The organism is Thermodesulfobacteriota bacterium (assembly GCA_040753795.1).
Classification (GTDB): domain Bacteria; phylum Desulfobacterota; class Desulfobacteria; order Desulfobacterales; family Desulfosudaceae; genus JBFMDX01.
The window spans coordinates 50,807-67,538 of sequence record JBFMDX010000001.1; the positions used below are offsets into that span (position 1 = coordinate 50,807).

The following is a 16,732-nucleotide window of genomic DNA, read 5'->3' on the forward strand; positions in this document are numbered from 1 at the left end:
CTCTGGCGTTTTCCGCCGGTTGCTATCGGAGCCGGGTGCCGGGGGCCACTTCCCGGTCCACGGTCACCACGGAGGTCTGCTGATCCGTGACCGCGGCCAGCACCATGCCGTGAGACTCCACCCCCATCAGCTTGACCGGCTTCAGGTTGGCCGCGATAACGACCTGCTTGCCGACCAGCGCTTCCGGGGCGTATCGTTCGGCGATACCGGCCACGATGGTGCGGGTCTCGCCGATGTCCACCGTCAGGCGCAGGAGTTTTTTCGATTTGGGAATTTTTTCCGCGGTCAGCACGGTACCCACCCGCAGGTCCGTTTTTAAAAACAGGTCAAAGTCGATTTCAGGGCTGATTTGAGGAACGGTCTCGGCCGGTTTTTTTTCGGGCTCCGCCGGGTGGGGCGTCTTCTTTTCGACCCGGGGAAACAGGGAAACGGGCGGCAGGAGCGGCGTCCCGGGCGGGAGCTTCCCCCAGATTTTCAGTGATTCCAGGTCGAAAGCCGCGCTCTTTTCATCGCCGGAAGACAAGCCCAGATGCCGCGCCATGATGCCGGCGGTGTCCGGCATCACCGGAGAGACCAGGCCCGCGATGACGCGCAATCCTTCCAGCAGGGTATAGAGGACGGCGTCCAGCGCTTTTTTTCTGGAGGCGTCCTTGGCCAGCACCCATGGGGCCGAATAATCCACGAACCGGTTCATGGCGCCGATGAACTCCCAGACCGCCGCCAGGGCTTTGGACGTATGAAATTCCGTCATCTGTTTTTCATATTCGCTGACGGTTCTGCCGGCCAGTTCCCTTAAATCCAGTTCGCTCTGCGGCAGCAGGGCCGGGTCGCCGGCGGGGACCGTTCCGTCACCGTACTTGATGGCCATGGCCAGCACCCGGGAAAACAGGTTGCCGATATCATTGGCCAGATCGGCGTTGATCCGGTCGACCAGGGCGTCCTCGGAAAAACTGGCGTCGAGCCCGAAGGTCATTTCCCGGCACAGGAAATAGCGGAAGGCGTCCAGGCCGTACACATCCTTCATCGCCAGGGGGCTGACCACGTTGCCCAGGCTTTTGGACATCTTGCTCTGGTCGATTTTCCAGAAACCGTGAACATTCAGATGGGTATAGACGGGGATGCCGGCCGCCTTGAGCATGATCGGCCAGTAGATCCCGTGGGGCTTGATGATGTCCTTGGCGGTCAGGTGCTGGGCCACGGGCCAGAACTTTTTAAACTCCTCGCCGTCCGGGTAGCCGATGGCGGAAATGTAGTTGGCCAGGGCGTCAAACCAGACATAGGTGACATAACGGTCGTCAAAGGGCAGGGTGATGCCCCAGTCCAGCCTGGATTTGGGCCGGGAAATGCACAGGTCCTCCAGGGGCTCCTTTAAAAACGAAAGAATTTCGTTGCGGTAGCTTTCCGGGCGGATAAAATCCGGGTTGGCATGGATATGGTCAATCAGCCACTGCTGGTATTTGCCCATCCGGAAAAAATAGTTGGACTCCTTTATCTTTTCCGGGACCGTTTCATGGTCCGGGCATTTGCCGTCCACCAGCTCCCGTTCACCGTAAAACCTTTCGCAGCCGAAGCAGTAAAGCCCCTCATATTCACTGAAATAGATGTCGCCGGCGTCATGGATCCGCGTCAGCAGGTAGCGGACCACCTGTTTGTGCCCCTCGTCGGTCGTCCGGATGAACCGGGAATAGCGGATGTTCAGCGCCGGCCACAATTCCCGGAACACACCGCTGATCCGGTCGGCGTAGGCTTTCGGGGAAATGCCTTCGGCGGCGGCTGCCTTCATGATCTTGTCGCCGTGCTCATCGGTTCCAGTCAGCAGAAAGGTCTCTCGGCGGCGCATGGCGTTGAAGCGGCAGGCCACATCCGCCATGATAGTGGTATAGGCATGTCCCAGGTGGGGACGGGCATTAACGTAATAGATCGGGGTCGTCAGATAGTAGGGATCCGTCATAATCCTCTTCCTCAACATTTTCCACTTCGTCGCAGGTGATGGCGTCCAGCGCGACCTCCACTACGGTTCCGTCTTCCTTTTCAATCGTTACCCGTTTGGCGATTACATTGTGACCGATCACCGTTCCTTCTCCCCTGGTGGTCTGGATCCGGTCGCCGATGGCGGGAATGCTCTTCTTGAGTGTTCGATAGGACTCCTCTTCAAAAGCCAGGCAGCACATCAACCGGCCGCAGACGCCGGAGATTTTTGTCGGGTTCAGGGAAAGCCCCTGATTTTTCGCCATGCGGATGGAAATGGGGTCGAATTTTCTCATAAATGCCGCGCAGCAGATTTCCCGGCCGCAGCGTCCGATACCGCCGGTGATTTTGGCCTGGTTGCGGATGCCGACCTGCCGCATTTCAATTTTAATGCGGAACTGTTTCACCAGCCGCTTGACCAGTTCCCTGAAGTCGACCCGTCCGTCGGCGGTATAGAGGAAGGTCAGTTTTCTGGAATCAAAGGAGCAGTCCACGGAAAAAAGGTGCATCTCCAGCTTCAGTTCCTTGATCTGCGTCTTGCAGAACTCGAGCCCCTGCTGTTCCAGCACCCGATTTTCATCCAACTGGGCAAAATCCTTGTCGATGGCCTTGCGGTGGACTTTTTTCAGCGGGGTTTTTATCCGTTCCGGATTGACCGGGGCCGGCGTACTGGCCACCACTCCCATGCCGTACCCCTGTTCGGTTTCGACGATTACGTAATCCCCGGTTTCCAGCACAAAGGCGCCGCAGTCAAAGATATAGGCCTTGCCGTCCGGCTTGAATTTGATTTCAACTGTTTTTCTCATGGTCATGATATGGTCAACAACTCCTGGTCAGGCGGCAATATCCGCCAGTCTGATAGACAAGGCTTCCAGCGTCAACCGCTGGTTGGCGTGTTGCCGGATAGCCTGGTCCGCTTCCTCGACCGCGGTGATTTTGTCAAAAATAGCGGACAGGCTGTTTTTCCGGGCCATCTCCTCTATCGCTTCCCGTAAATCGGTGTTGATTAATTTTTCAGGGCAGGTACCGCATATCGCCGCGTCCCTTAACAGCCCTTTTATGAGCCGCAAAAAATCCGGCAGATCATTTTTATCGGCGGCCAGTTTTTGAGCAAACAGCAAAATACGCGGGATCGGGTAAGACGGTAATCCGGCCATTTCGGCTGCCAGCCATTGCCGCCGCCGTTCCATCCCGTGAAGTGTTTCCGGCCGTTCCGACAGATCCAGCGCCCTGGCCATGCTGCCGTCCGCCAGAATAGCGGCGGGCCTTGCCGTCGTGGGGCTGATCCCGTGGTGTTCCGTCAGAAACCGCTCGATCTTTTCAGTTGAAACGGGATTAAACCGGATATGCTGGCAGCGGGAGACAACCGTTGGCAAAAGGTCCGCCGGCTGGCCGGCGGTAAGGAAAAAAAACGTCAGGGGCGGCGGTTCTTCCAGTGCTTTTAACAGTGCGTTGGCGGCTTCAACGTTCATGGCCTGCGCGTCTGAAATAATGACGACTCGGGCCGCTCCCCCCTCCTGTGGCTGAAAGGCCAGTCTCCGGGAAAGTTCACGGATTTGAGCGATTTTTATCACATCCCCGGCGGGTTCTATCATCAACACGTCCGGGTGGCTTCCGGCCATGATTTTGACGCAGGCGCCGCATTGACCGCAAGGGGTCGTCATCATGTCCCGGGTACCGGAAGCGCCGCCGTCATGCTTCAATCCGTGGCAATTCCTGGCCATGGCAAAGTGGATGGCGGTCGATCGTTTTCCGATGCCGTCTATACCGGTAAGCAAGAAAGCGTGGGGGATGTTTCCTTTTGTCAGGATGCCCGATAAAATCCGCAGGGGCCTTTCCTGATCGATCAGTTCGTGAAATCGCGGCACAAAGCTAATAGTTAACCCTGTCTTTCAACTCTTTCCCGCATTTAAAAAACGGAAGTTTTTTCGGAGATATGGTTACCCGCTCGCCGGTCTTGGGGTTCCGGCCGGTATAACTTTTGTATTCCTTGACGAAAAAGCTGCACAGCCCGCGGATCTCTATCCTTCCGCCTTCCGCCAGGTTGTTGGCCATGGAATCGAAAAAAATCTTGACGACCTTGGCTGATTCGGCTTTGGAGATACCCGCTTTGTCTTTCAGAGCGGTAATAAGCTCTAATTTATTCATCCATCCTCCTTATTAAAAAAAGCCCACATATTAATAAATCGTATCCGATGACCGGAGTGTTGAATAACGACGTTAAATCATACAATATCATAACAAGTCAAGAGATTATAGGATTTTTAGGGCCAGGGGCTCCACGTCTTCGGCAGCCACGAAAATGGCGGCCGCCCGGCCCATGGCCTCTATGTTTACTGCCACCCTTTCCGAGTTCTGGTATCGGACAAATACACCGATAACACCGGCAAACGGTCCGGCCATAACCCGGACCGGGTCTCCCTGACGCAGGCAGTTTATGGTTTCGACCAGTTCATCGGCCTGGACGATAATCCGCAGCGATTCGATAACCTCCGGCTCCACCGGAACCGGTATATCCCGGTTGCCGATCAGGTTCACCACGCCCGTGGTTTTCAGCACGTCCAGCCGTTCAGCCGGCGTAATGGGTATCCGCACAAACAGATATCCCGGAAAAAGCGGCTGCCGCAGAAACAGGCGCCGGTCCTGGCGCCGGCTTCTTTTCCTGACGGTCGGCAGGAAAACATCCTTGCTTTTTTTCATGAGGCCCTGATAGACGACATTCTCGAATTTGCTTCGGGTGTGAATAACATACCAGGCCGGGTCTTTTTCCAAAAGCATTTATTCCGCCCCGCTGATTTACAATTCTTCTCCGGTGATGCCGGTTTCCATGTCACTCAAACCGTTCAGCCGGATCATGAAAGAAAATCGGTCGTCATCCGACTCGTCCGTGAAAGAGACATCCAGGGACCAGCAGTAGGCCGAATAGATGAAGCCGGCGCTGGTTTCAATGTCGATATGGTCGAAGAAATTATGCTCATGCTCGGCATACAATCTTAATAATCGATTCAGGACCAGGGTTCCCCTGGAGCGGATGGATTCGGCGATGTCCCGGTCATACCGATAGGCGACATGCAGGACGTCTCCCCGGTTATCCGCCAGGGCCATTTTGAAATCATATTCGGACCAGCCGTGTTCGTAACGATTCCAGCCGGCATCCATATCCAGCCGCAAATAATTCGCCGGCCTGAAGTCGAGCTCCACCATAATCGGAGAAAACGGCCGCCGGCTGGTCCCGTTGTTCCAGTCGGCCGGGTCGTTTTCCCGGGCTTCTTTTATGTCATAGCTTTGCCATATATTGAAACGGCATATCTCGCGGTATCGAAAATCCGGATCCCCCGGGCTTTTCTTTTCTCCGCCCACCAGTTTTTTCAGCGTGAACACATTTTCCAGCCCATAGGTAACCAGGCGCTCTTCCTCAATGGTGTCGAGGCTGTCGTCGAATTCCGGAAACGGGTCATCCGCTTCCGGGGAAAGGACATGGTCATAAACCACACGGGGAAGGAGGGCGTGCTGCAGTTTCGTCCCCATCTCCCGGTTTAAGGAAAATACCCGGTCCAGTTCGGATGAGAGATCCAGCCGCATATCATACGCTGTCCGGGTCTGATCTTTGTCCATCGCGGGATATAACGGATCGGGTTTATCCATCCACCAGGCGGTTTCCCGTATACCGGCGGAGGGTTCGAAGGCGAGAAAATGATGCCAGTACAGGGGGAGATAAAGCCTGGGATGAATATCCGTCCGATGCCCTTTGGCCCCGTCCTTACGAAAACAGAAAGTATATTCGCTTCCCAGGTCGTAGCTAAGGGGAAGGCCCGGCGCAAACTGCCGGACGGCGTCAAACATCACCACCGGAAGCCGCTGTACCGTTGTATCCTCATCTTCCCAGCGCCGTTTGATGACATCGTCTTCCCACCGCAGGGCACCGTTCAGGCTGTGGCTTGCCCACAACCGGTTTACGCTGAGATTGTTGGTGCGGATGGCCTCGTTCTCTTCATCCAAATCCCGGCCGAAATATTTTTCAAAAAAGGCGTCGGTTTTTTTAAAGCCCATATAGGAACTGTCGAATTCTTTCAGATAGTCCTGATCGCTGACCACGTCAAGATCCAGGCGGGCGGTGGTCGTTTCGGAAAAAGCATGATCCTGCTTCATGCGGAACCAGTAACGATCGGAGTTGGGCCTAGCCCAGGCGTCCCCGTCATATCCGTAATCACCATCCGTGACTTCCTTGTTCCTCTGGCGGTCGTGCAGGCCTTCCATCATGATGACGATTTTAGAATCCTCACCGAAGGCCTGGCGGTATTCGGCGCCCATCCTGGCCCCCCGGCGCGTCATATAGTGGGAGAAAATCGTCATGTCGGTGCTGTCGTTTATGGCCCAGAATAGCGGCTGGGTGTATCCCGCCCCGTCTTCGCTGGAATAGTTTATCTCCGGGACCAGTAAACCGCTTTGCCGTTTTGTCTTCACCGGGAAAAACAGGTAGGGGACATACAGCAGCGGGACGCTTTTCGCCCAGAAAGAGGCATGACGCATGGAGCCGTATCCCTCCATGGTAAAAGAGAGGTCCCGGCCCGTGAATTGCCAGTCGGGGGATTTCGGATCGCAGGTCGTAACCTTGAACCGGTCGACCTTGTAGGCGTCCGGTCCCACCTTTTCAATCCGGTCCCCGGCGATGTAGAAATGATTCTTGCCGAAGAGTAACTCCCCCCCGTAAACCGTGCCGGTTTCGGACGCCAGGCTCATTTCCATCCTGTCCCCGGTAAGGACGTCCTCACCGGATCTGATGACCACATTGCCCGCGGCCAGAATCTCGCGTTTTTTGCTGTCGAACCGGATCGTATCCGCATGAATCCGTCTTTCCCCCGACGAGATGACAACCCCGCCGACCGCTGAATACTGGTCATTGCCCAGGTAATGCAGGGTATCGGCTTCAATGTGCCAGGGGGTATCGGGGTCGCCAAAACCAAACAGGGGAGAGTCTTCGGCAAAGCAGCAAAACACACCCGCCACAAAGCAGAGGAGGAGAAAAAAGGCGATCCGCAGAGAGGGAAAAAACCTGTTCACCTGTTCCTCTTCGTAAGCATTTTAAGGCCAATCACCGCTTTTTCTGCTTATGATCGGTGGTTCCGGTTTCTGATCTCTGAATCCGCTCTTCTATGGCTTCATAAATCATCTGGAACGATTCGGAGAAGTTGGCCGGAGAAATCCTGCCCATTTCGATAAATTTGACCGCTACTTCTTTGGCGGCTCTTAAGACCTGGTCTTCATTAGCGCCCATCAGACAGTCTCCTTCCATATTGTCCGGGGTTACCCCGGCGGCTTCGAGTCTACCATTACTAAAAGACGGATGAATGTTCAATCATTATCCGGACATCAGGACTGCTCCTGCCGCAAGCAGTTAAAAAATCGAACCGAAAGTTGCCGCCCTGCCTGTCTCCGGAGGTTGACATGGGCTATATTGATTGATATTATTTAATATATAAATTCCTGCGGATATACTTAACCAGTTGATAGAGCAGTCTTTAACCCTGAAGGATGACCTTCATGACCGAAGAAAATCTGCCGCGGACATTCATGACCAAGGACGACAGGGCGGCTTTCACCTGCCCCAAGTGCGGGAAGGTCAGGGTCCTGGATGTCTCGCAGTTCAAACACATCAACAAGTCGGTTATCAAGGTCAAGTGTAAATGCCCCTGCGGTCATCAGTACAGCGTCCTTTTAGAGAGGAGAAAGGAGATCAGAAAAGAGGTCTCCTTTACGGGAACATATTACGCTTACGTTAAAGGGATGGAAGTCAAGGGCAGGGTCACCATCAGGGATCTTTCCCGATCGGGCCTGCGGTTTAAACTTCATCTTTCTCATCAGTTTACCATCGGTGAAACCATAACACTGGAGTTCACCATCAATGACCGGGACCAGTCTCTGATTTCGCGCAAGGTGATCGTCAGAAGCCAGCATGGCGACTCCGTCGGCGCCAGTTTTATTTCCACGGAGCATTACGATAAGCTCGGTCCCTACCTGCTGTATTCATTATGATGGCTTCGTCAGGCGTCCAATATCCGCGTTACGATGCATCCCTCGGAATTTCATCACGCCACAGGCGTGACGGCATTCCTCGTGACTTGCGCGCCTTGGTCTTGAACCCCTGACGAAGCCATCTTACAATAAACTTTTACGGTTATTTTTCCAACCGGACGCGGATGGCGTTGGCATGGGCGCCCAGTCCTTCGATTTCAGCCAGCCTGATGGCGTCCGGGGCCTCTGCTTTCAACGCGGCTTCAGAATAGAAAACCACGCTGGTTCGCTTTAGAAAATGACTGGTTGAAAGCGCCGAGGCAAAACGGGCGCACCCGCCGGTGGGCAGGGTATGATTGGGGCCGGCCACATAATCCCCGATGGGCTCGGGAGTAAAGCGGCCCAGGAAAACGGCCCCGGCGTTTCGTATTCTCCCCAGCATCGCGAAGGGTTCTTCCACCTGCAGTTCCAGGTGTTCCGGCGCGAAGCGATTGGCTGTCGTCAGGGCGGTTTCCATCGAGTCGACGATAAAAATACCACCGTATCGGGCGAGGGCTTTTTTCGCCGTTTCCTGCCGGTTGAGGGCGGATAGTTGCGCGTCCACTTCCCGGGCGGTTTGCCGGGCGATTTCCCGGACGGGCGTGATCAGTACGGCCGAAGCAAGGGCGTCATGTTCCGCCTGAGAAAGAAGGTCGGCCGCCAGATAACGGGGATCGGCGGTCTGGTCGGCGATGATCAGGATTTCGCTGGGCCCGGCAATAATATCAATACCGACCGTGCCCGAAAGTGTTTTTTTGGCCAGCACCACGTATTTATTGCCCGGCCCGGCGATCATGTCCACCCTGGGAATCGTTTCCGTTCCATATGCCAGGGCGGCGATGGCCCAGGCACTGCCGACCTTGTATACTTCCGTTACCCCGGTCTTTTCGGCGGCCACCAGCAGATGCGGACTGACCGAGCCGTCTTTTCTCGGCGGGGTTACCATCACGATCCGGGGAACGCCTGCCTGTCTGGCCGGCAGCACCCCCATCAGAACCGTTGACACCAGCGGCGTCTCTCCCCCTCTTGCGCCGGGCACATAAATGCCGGCCGAGTCGACCGGTGTTATCTGCTGACCCACCACCACACCGGGGCGATCCGTGCTGATCCAGGAGTTTTCCCGCTGGGCCTGGTGGAATGTTTCAATCTGACGAATGGCCCGGGCCAGGGAGTGGCGGAATTGCCTGTCGACCTGCCTGCCGGCGGCTTTAAACTCTTGAGGAGTTACCCGCAGCCGGGCGGCCTTCAGTCCGGGGGCGTCGAACTGACGGGTGTATTTTTCAAGGGCCCGGTCACCATTCCGGCGAACCTCTCCAATAATCTGCTCGACCTGGCGGTAATCCTTCCGGGAATAATCGGTTCCCCGGTTCATGATCCGGCGCAATTGTTCCTGGGCCGTTTTCGTCGTGTAATCAAATACTTTCATGTGAGCATCCTTTTGCTGCCGGATTCGCCGGCGTATGGAAATTACCGTTACTGCGTTTTTTCAGCTCCCGCTTTTCCCCATTGACATATATTTATAAATTTGTTTTATTTCCTTTTTTTAATTATATCAAATCAGAGAATAGTCTTAAAGGAGGTTTTTATGTCAAAGCGTATTCATAATTTCAACCCGGGGCCGGCCGCGTTGCCGGTGAGCGTTTTGCAGGAAATCCAGGCATCTTTTCTGGATTTTGCCGGAACGGGAATGTCAATTACCGAAGTCAGTCATCGTTCAAAACCGTTTGAAAACATCATCAATGACGCGGTGGCCAGAGTCAAACGGCTGCTGGGCGTGGGCGACGAGTTTACGGTTCTGTTCATCCAGGGCGGCGCCAGTCTCCAGTTTGCCATGGTACCCATGAACCTGCTGCCGGACGAAAAGTCGGCCGACTATGTCAACACCGGCACCTGGGCCACCAAGGCCATCAAGGAAGCCAAAATTCTGGGCAAGACCGTTCGCGTTCCGGCTTCTTCCGAAGACAGGAATTTTTCCTATATCCCGCAGAACATCGATTTTGATCCGAACGCGGCCTATGTTCATCTTACGTCTAACAATACCATCAAGGGCACCCAATGGGCATCCTTCCCCGATACAAAAGGGGTCCCCATCGTCTGCGACATGTCTTCCGATATCATGAGCCGGCCTGTTGATATGACCCGTTTCGGGCTGATTTACGCCGGCGCCCAGAAGAATATCGGGCCGGCCGGGGTGTGCCTGGTCATTATCCGCAAGGATATGCTCGAGGCCGCCGCGGATCAGTTGCCGACCATGCTCAAGTATGCCACCTTTGCCAAGGAAAACTCTCTTTACAACACCCCGCCCTGTTTCACCATCTATACCATTCAACTGGTTTTAAAATGGCTGGAAGAAACCGTCGGCGGTCTTGAAAAAATGGATGCCCTTAACCGCAAAAAGGCGGCCCTTCTGTATGACATGATGGATGCCGGCAGTTTTTACAAGGCAACCGCGGAAAAAGGCAGCCGTTCCCTGATGAACGTAACCTTCCGGCTCCCTTCAGAAGAACTGGAGAAGAAATTCATCGCCGAAGCGACTGCCAATGATCTGGGAGGACTCAAGGGCCACCGTTCCGTGGGCGGCTGCCGGGCTTCCATTTACAATGCCACGACCATGGAGTCGGTGCAGGCCTTGGCCGATTTTATGAAGGCGTTCGAACAGAAAAACGGGTAGGCGGTTTTACGGTCATTTTTAAAGGTGGCCTTTAACCTGTCAACGATTAAGGACGCGGCATGAACGTTAAAGTTGCGGTTAAAAAACAGGACCTGACAATTGACATGGACGCGGTCTGCGCCCGGATCGCCGCCACCCAGCGCGATAACGGCGATATCCCCTGGTCGTCCGGCGACAAGACGGATCCCTGGGACCTGGTGGAGGCCGCCATGGGTTTGACCATCGGCGGTCAGGCGCAAAAAGCGGAGGCCGCTTTCCGCTGGCTGAAAAACAAGCAGCGACCGGACGGAAGCTGGTATGCCGCCTATCGCAATGATCTGCCGGACGACCGTACCGTCGACACCAATATGAGCTCCTATCTGGCCGCCGGTCTTTTCCATCATTACCTGGTTACCGGGAACATCGATTTTATCAAGAGCATGTGGCCGGTCATGTGCGGGGGCATCGATTTCGCCTTGAGCCTCCAAACCCCCAGAGGGGAAATTTACTGGGCCAAAAACCCGGAGGGCAGGACCGATCCCATGTCGTTGCTGACCGGTTCAAGTTCCATTTATTTCAGCTTAAAATGCGCGCTGGCCCTTGCTCATGAGATCGGTGCGGATATGCCCGGCTGGCGGGCGTCTCTGTCCCGACTCGGTCATGCCATCCAGTTTCAGCCGCACCTGTTTAACGTGGCCAAATCGCGTTTTTCCATGGACTGGTTTTATCCCATTCTGTCCGGAGCGATCACCGGCCCCGACGCGCAAAAGCGGATCGACAGGCACTGGAAGAAATTCGTTGTCGAAGGCCAGGGTGTTAAATGCGTGGCCGATGAACCCTGGGTCACCATCGCCGAATCCTGCGAACTGGTCATGGCGCTGGCCGCCATGGGCAATGAAAATGACGCCCAGGCCGTTTTTTCCTGGATTCAGGATAAGTGCTTTGATGACGGTTCCTTCTGGTGCGGTTTTACCTATCCGAATATGGTTGTCTGGCCGGAAGAAAAAATTTCCTGGACCAACGCGGCGGTACTTCTGGCCGCGGATGCCCTGTACCACCTGACTCCGGCCGGCCGCCTTTTTAATCACAACTTCTGGAAAACGGAATACCCCTTTCTTTTTGACGCAACCATCAAGGAGTAAAGCCAAGGCTTCTCTTGAGAAACGATTTCCGTCCATATTTTTTGAAAAAACTTCATTTGCGGCTGCAGCACCTGTATGTGAATCATTTTCTGCGCCCGCAGTTTGAATCCCTCGGTCCGCAATTCAATTTCATGCAACCCTGGCATGTGGAGCTGTTCGGTCCCGGCATTCATCTCGGCAACCATGCCACGGTCATCGCCACTTCCGACAATAAAGTCCGGTTTTCGGTATGGTCGGAAAGCGAGGACACCAAAGGCATATTCGTTGGCGATGCCTGTCTTATCTGCCCGGGAGTGAGGATCAGCGCCGCCAGGAAAATAACCATCGGAGACGGGACCATGCTGGCCAGCGGCGTATATCTGAGCGACGCGGACTGGCATGATCTCTACAACCGGGTCAGCATGGGTGTTGCCGCTCCCATTACCCTGGGGAAGAATGTCTGGGTCTGTGACAACGCCATGATATGCAAAGGCGTGACGATCGGCGATAACAGCGTCATCGGCGCCCGGGCCGTTGTCATTGATGACGTTCCGGAGAATGTGATTGTTGCCGGCAATCCGGCCAGGATCGTCAAGCAGCTGGATCTGGAAAAAGAGTTGGTCACCCGCACGGAGTGGTTCCGGAGAGAATATCGGCAGATATATTACGGGTTTGATGCTCTAGACCGCCATGTCCTTAAGGACAATACGATTCTCGGCTATTTGCGGCACCGGCTTTTCCCCGGAAAAGGGGTTTAGGCATCAAATAAAGGCTGAGGCTGAAAATAGAAAAGGCGCCGGCGGACTTTTGTCTCCGGCGCCTTTTTTGTCTGGCAGAACCGCTATGCGGAAACTTCTTCCTTCACGCTGATGGCGATCTTATACAGAACCGTCAGGATCAGAAAACCCGCACCATAGACGCCGAGGGAAATAATGATTTCCGGAATGGTTGGGATGTAATCGACGACATGATGCAGCGGCGTGGGAATAAACCCGCCGGAGATCATGCCCAGGCCCTTGTCGATCCAGATGCCGACAAACAGAATGATGCAGGAAAAGCAGAGCACGGTTTCATTCTGCCGTAAAGACGGGACAATCAGCAGCGCAATGGCCAGCAGCATCAAAAACAGAGAAGTCCACATCCAGGGCACCAGGGCGTTGTGGCCGTGGAGACCGAGGAAGAGGTACTGCAGGGAATGCACGTGGCCGGGAATCTGGCTGTAGAGGGCCACAAATACCTCGCAGGCGAAGAAGAAGACGTTGGCGATAAGCGCGTAGGTTACGATCCGGGCAATTCCCTGGATGGCTTCCTTGCCGGCGTCAAAAGAGGTAAACCGCCGCAGAATCAGCGCCATAATGATAATCAGGGCGGGGCCGGCGGCAAAGGCCGAGGCCAGGAAGCGGGGGGCCAGCACCGCGGTCAGCCAGAAATGGCGTCCCGGCAGGCCGCAGTACAGGTAGGCTGTGACCGTATGAATGCCGAAGGCCCAGGGCACGGAGAGGTAAATCAGCGGTTTGATCCATTTGGGGGGCGCCACGGCGTTTCTTTCCGCTTCCAGAACCGCCCAGCCGACAACGACGTTCAGGAAAAGATAGCCGTTTAAGACAATCATATCCCAGAACAGCATGGAGTAGGGCGTCGGGTGCAGGATGACGTTCATGGCCCGCATGGGCTGACCAAGATCGACGATAATAAACATCAGGCACATGGACACCGCCGAAATGGCCAGGAACTCACCCAGGATAGTAATTTTGCTGAACACCTTGTAGTGGTGGAGATAATACGGCAGGACCAGCATCACCCCTCCGGCCGCGACGCCGACTAGGAAGGTGAACTGGGCGATATAAAATCCCCAGGTCACATCCCGGCTCATGCCGGTGATGCCCAGGCCGAGTTCAAACTGTTGCAGATAAACAAGAAATCCGGCGCCGGCAAGACCTCCCAGGACGATCAGCAGCGACCAGTACCTTTTGCTTCCCTTTAATGCGGTTTCAAGCATGACCACCTCATCTTATGAAGACTATAAAATGTAATAAACTGACGGTTCGGTGCCGAGGCTCGGCTGTCGCCGGACGGCATAATTTTCTTTCAGCGCCTTTCTGACCTCCGATTCCGGATCATTCAGATCGCCGAAAAGGATGGTGCCGTTGGACGCTTCCACGCAGGCCGGCATCTGGCCCTTGCTCAATCGTTCCGCGCAGAAGTTGCATTTTTCCACCACACCCTTCATCCGGGTGGGGAAGGCGGTGTTGATTTCCTTCAATCCTTGCCGGGGATCACGGAAATTGAAACTTCTGGATCCGTAAGGGCAGGCCGCCATGCAGAAGCGGCATCCGATGCAGCGGTGAAAGTCCATGAGCACAATACCGTCTTCCCGCTGGAACGTGGCCTTGGTCGGGCAGGCCTGGACGCAGGAGGGATTGGCGCAGTGGTTGCACAGGGTCAGAAAGGGGAGATGCTCCAAGTGTTCGGTCAGATACGGATTCAACTGATCGGGGAATAAATTGTGAAATTCTTCTTCCCAGATCCACTTGATCTCATGCCGTTTCTTGTCGGAAGAGATCTTGGGAATCTTCTCGTTCACTTTTTCGCAGGACTGTTTCAGAGACTCCGTTTCCGCCATCCGGCACGGCAGTTGCGGCATCATGAGGTCGTCTTCAAACGTGGGAACGTTATGAATCCGGTGACAGGCTTCGATGATCGGTTCCAGGTCGGCCGACGTGGTCAGTTTCCTGGTGTCGATCACCATGCCCCAGTGCTTGGCGGTCAGTGCCTCTGGATTTCTAACCACTTTCCCCCCCTTTGACGGACTGGCGGATGACGCCAGGGAAGTCACGGCGGGCGCGGCGGTAAGGCCGGCGGCTGCGATGCCGGCTATCTTGAGGAATGTTCTCCGGCTGTTATCCATCAGTTTGCCTCCTTTGGAATGTTGTGACAGTCAAAGCAATAGGGCCTTACGGATGTATAGTTGTGACAACTGTCACAGAACTCGGCCTTGTTGGAATGACAGTCAAGGCAGGTGTTGGTGAGGCTCATGTCAAAGGATTTACCCTCCGTGTTGACATAAGTCCGGCGTTCCTGGCGCACGACCTCTTCCCGCCACTGGTCCAGGAGCTGCATATGTTCTTTTTTCATGAAGTCTTTGGACTCCACGCAGTTCTTGGCTGCCTCGGCTTTAGCGGTCAGTTTCGGTTCCGGTGCTTTGGCTTTGGTCCCGGTGACCAGGTTCCACCACCAGGGGGTCAGCGCGATTATGAAAAACACGACCAGCCCGGCAATAATCAGCCCTTTATTCTTCATCTGCATCCTCCTCGGCTCCCAGCGGTTCACCGCGCAGGTTCATTTCTCTTGGACCTTCTTCTTCCGGGAAAACCAGAGCGTTGGCGACCAGCTCATGCAGGCCGGCTACGCCCACTCCCGGAACCCAGTAATCCATCAGCGCGGGCAACACCGCCCGGTCAATGGCGCAGATGCAGCCCAGCGTATTGACGCCGTATTTTTCATGGACGTACTTGACGGCGTTGGCCCTGGGCAATCCACCGGACATCCGCAGCTCCATGTCTTCTCCGGCGTTGAGGCCGGCGCCGCTGCCGCAGCAGAAGGTCTGTTCACGGATGGTGTTCGGCGGCATCTCGTAAAAGTGGTTGCACACGTTCTTAATGACATACCGGGGCTCATCCAGCAGCCCCATGCCCCGGGAGGGGTTGCAGGAGTCATGGTAGGTCAGCCGGATTTTGTCGTTTCGAGAAGGATCCAGTTTCAGTTTACCGTGCTTGATGAGATCGGCGGTAAATTCGGCGATGTGAACCATCTTTGTGGATTTCGCGTTTTCAAAACGGGTGCCGGTGATGGGAGAAACCGGCTCCTGGAGGAAGTCGGCCGGTCCGTTCATGGTATCCATGTATTGATGGATAACCCGCCACATATGGCCGCATTCCCCGCCCAGAATCCATTTGACGCCCAACCGCCTGGCTTCGGCGTACATTTTGGCGTTGAGCCGCTTCATGGTTTCATGGGAGGTGAAAAACCCGAAGTTGCCCCCCTCGGAAGCGTAGGTACTCCAGGTCACATCCAGGCCGTATACCTTCTTCAGGTAATCGAACAGCATCATATATCCCATGCAGGTATAGGTGCCCGGGTCGGCGAAGACGTCGCCTGACGGCGTAATAAAAAGGATGTCGGCGCCTTTTTTGTTCAGCTGCGGCGGGTCGATGGTGACCCCGGTGAACTCTTCGATGTCGCTGACGAAGAAGTCGAGCATGTCCTTGTAGGCATGAGGCTGGATGCCCAGATGGTTGCCGGTGCGGTAGCAGTTGGCCGCCGGCGTGGCGATCCAGTCGATGTTCAGGCCGATGAGGTTGAGCAGTTCCCGGCCCATGATGGTGATTTCGGCGGTATCAATGCCATAGGGGCAGAAAACCGAACAGCGGCGGCACTCGGTGCACTGGAAGAAGTAATACCACCACTCCTTGAGAACATCCATGGTCAGTTCCCGGGCGCCGGAAATATGCTTGCCGAACAGGCTACTCATGATTCGCCCGGCAGCGGTGAAATCTTTACGATAAACCGACCGCAGCAGTTCGGCCCTCAATACCGGCATGTTTTTGGGATCGCCGGTGCCCAGAAAGAAATGACACTTGTCGGCGCAGGCCCCGCAGCGGACACAGATATCCATGAAGACCTTGAATGTCCGGAACCGTTCCAGCCGCTCCTTGAATCCTTCGTGCAGAATCTCCTGCCAGTTTTCCGGCAGCTTCCAGTCGTCTTCCAGCGGATTCCAGGCTCTGGCATTGGGCAGACCGACATATTCCACGCTTTTCGGGTTTGAGGCGTAACAGTACATGCCCTCCCGGATGACAACCGGCGTGTCCATCCAGCCGGTCCGAGGCGGCCTGTGATCTGTTCTTGCCAGCAACTCGGCGGGTTTTATCTTGCTTGCCAT

At 55.2% G+C, this 16,732-nt stretch carries 16 protein-coding genes; 4 read left to right on the top strand and 12 right to left on the bottom strand.

Features of this window, described 5'->3' with window-relative positions; translation table 11 throughout:
- Positions 1-22: 22 nt before the first annotated feature.
- The 7 genes from metG to AB1724_00300 form a co-directional block, all read right to left on the bottom strand.
- The gene (gene metG / locus AB1724_00270) at positions 23-1,951 is read right to left on the bottom strand and encodes a methionine--tRNA ligase (GenBank protein ID MEW6076229.1); all 1,929 of its coding nucleotides are present in this window, start codon (positions 1,949-1,951) and stop codon (positions 23-25) included.
- Positions 1,908-2,780, bottom strand: a complete 873-nt coding sequence (gene ricT / locus AB1724_00275) for a regulatory iron-sulfur-containing complex subunit RicT (protein MEW6076230.1) — start codon at positions 2,778-2,780, stop codon at positions 1,908-1,910. The genes metG and ricT overlap by 44 nt, the downstream gene beginning before the upstream one ends.
- Before the next feature lie 21 nt (positions 2,781-2,801).
- Positions 2,802-3,836: a DNA polymerase III subunit delta' gene (holB, locus tag AB1724_00280; GenBank protein MEW6076231.1), complete on the bottom strand. Its 1,035-nt coding sequence runs from the start codon at positions 3,834-3,836 to the stop codon at positions 2,802-2,804.
- 4 nt (positions 3,837-3,840) lie between these two features.
- Positions 3,841-4,116 carry an HU family DNA-binding protein gene (locus AB1724_00285; protein ID MEW6076232.1) on the bottom strand — a complete coding sequence of 92 codons (276 nt, stop codon included), beginning with the start codon at positions 4,114-4,116 and terminating at the stop codon, positions 3,841-3,843.
- A gap of 105 nt (positions 4,117-4,221) precedes the next feature.
- Entirely contained in the window at positions 4,222-4,746 is a 525-nt protein-coding gene (locus AB1724_00290; protein MEW6076233.1) for a UpxY family transcription antiterminator, read from the bottom strand.
- 18 nt (positions 4,747-4,764) lie between these two features.
- A complete protein-coding gene (gene lptD, locus AB1724_00295) occupies positions 4,765-7,029 on the bottom strand; it encodes an LPS assembly protein LptD (protein ID MEW6076234.1) in 2,265 nt (754 codons plus the stop codon).
- 31 nt (positions 7,030-7,060) lie between these two features.
- Complete coding sequence (locus AB1724_00300) at positions 7,061-7,243, bottom strand: hypothetical protein (GenBank protein MEW6076235.1); 183 nt, start codon at positions 7,241-7,243, stop codon at positions 7,061-7,063.
- A 266-nt stretch (positions 7,244-7,509) separates the two neighbouring features.
- On the opposite strand from AB1724_00300, the gene AB1724_00305 reads away from it, so the two are divergent.
- Positions 7,510-8,001: a PilZ domain-containing protein gene (locus tag AB1724_00305; GenBank protein MEW6076236.1), complete on the top strand. Its 492-nt coding sequence runs from the start codon at positions 7,510-7,512 to the stop codon at positions 7,999-8,001.
- A gap of 142 nt (positions 8,002-8,143) precedes the next feature.
- Here the strand turns inward: AB1724_00305 and hisD are convergent, their stop codons facing one another.
- A complete protein-coding gene (gene hisD, locus AB1724_00310; protein ID MEW6076237.1) occupies positions 8,144-9,445 on the bottom strand; it encodes a histidinol dehydrogenase in 1,302 nt (433 codons plus the stop codon).
- 159 nt (positions 9,446-9,604) lie between these two features.
- Between hisD and serC the strand changes: the two genes are divergently transcribed.
- The 3 genes from serC to AB1724_00325 are packed head-to-tail and all read left to right on the top strand — an operon-like array spanning position 9,605 to position 12,548.
- Positions 9,605-10,690, top strand: a complete 1,086-nt coding sequence (serC, locus tag AB1724_00315) for a 3-phosphoserine/phosphohydroxythreonine transaminase (protein ID MEW6076238.1) — start codon at positions 9,605-9,607, stop codon at positions 10,688-10,690.
- A 59-nt stretch (positions 10,691-10,749) separates the two neighbouring features.
- A complete protein-coding gene (locus AB1724_00320) occupies positions 10,750-11,811 on the top strand; it encodes a phenyltransferase domain-containing protein (protein ID MEW6076239.1) in 1,062 nt (353 codons plus the stop codon).
- A 41-nt stretch (positions 11,812-11,852) separates the two neighbouring features.
- A complete protein-coding gene (locus tag AB1724_00325; GenBank protein ID MEW6076240.1) occupies positions 11,853-12,548 on the top strand; it encodes an acyltransferase in 696 nt (231 codons plus the stop codon).
- 83 nt (positions 12,549-12,631) lie between these two features.
- Here the strand turns inward: AB1724_00325 and dsrP are convergent, their stop codons facing one another.
- The 4 genes from dsrP to dsrK are packed head-to-tail and all read right to left on the bottom strand — an operon-like array spanning position 12,632 to position 16,732.
- Entirely contained in the window at positions 12,632-13,789 is a 1,158-nt protein-coding gene (gene dsrP / locus AB1724_00330; protein MEW6076241.1) for a sulfate reduction electron transfer complex DsrMKJOP subunit DsrP, read from the bottom strand.
- A 21-nt stretch (positions 13,790-13,810) separates the two neighbouring features.
- Positions 13,811-14,698, bottom strand: a complete 888-nt coding sequence (gene dsrO / locus AB1724_00335; GenBank protein ID MEW6076242.1) for a sulfate reduction electron transfer complex DsrMKJOP subunit DsrO — start codon at positions 14,696-14,698, stop codon at positions 13,811-13,813.
- A complete protein-coding gene (gene dsrJ, locus AB1724_00340; protein ID MEW6076243.1) occupies positions 14,698-15,090 on the bottom strand; it encodes a sulfate reduction electron transfer complex DsrMKJOP subunit DsrJ in 393 nt (130 codons plus the stop codon). Before dsrJ ends, dsrO begins: the two co-directional genes overlap by 1 nt.
- On the bottom strand, positions 15,080-16,732 hold the full coding sequence (dsrK, locus tag AB1724_00345) for a sulfate reduction electron transfer complex DsrMKJOP subunit DsrK (protein MEW6076244.1): 1,653 nt from the start codon (positions 16,730-16,732) through the stop codon (positions 15,080-15,082). The genes dsrJ and dsrK overlap by 11 nt, the downstream gene beginning before the upstream one ends.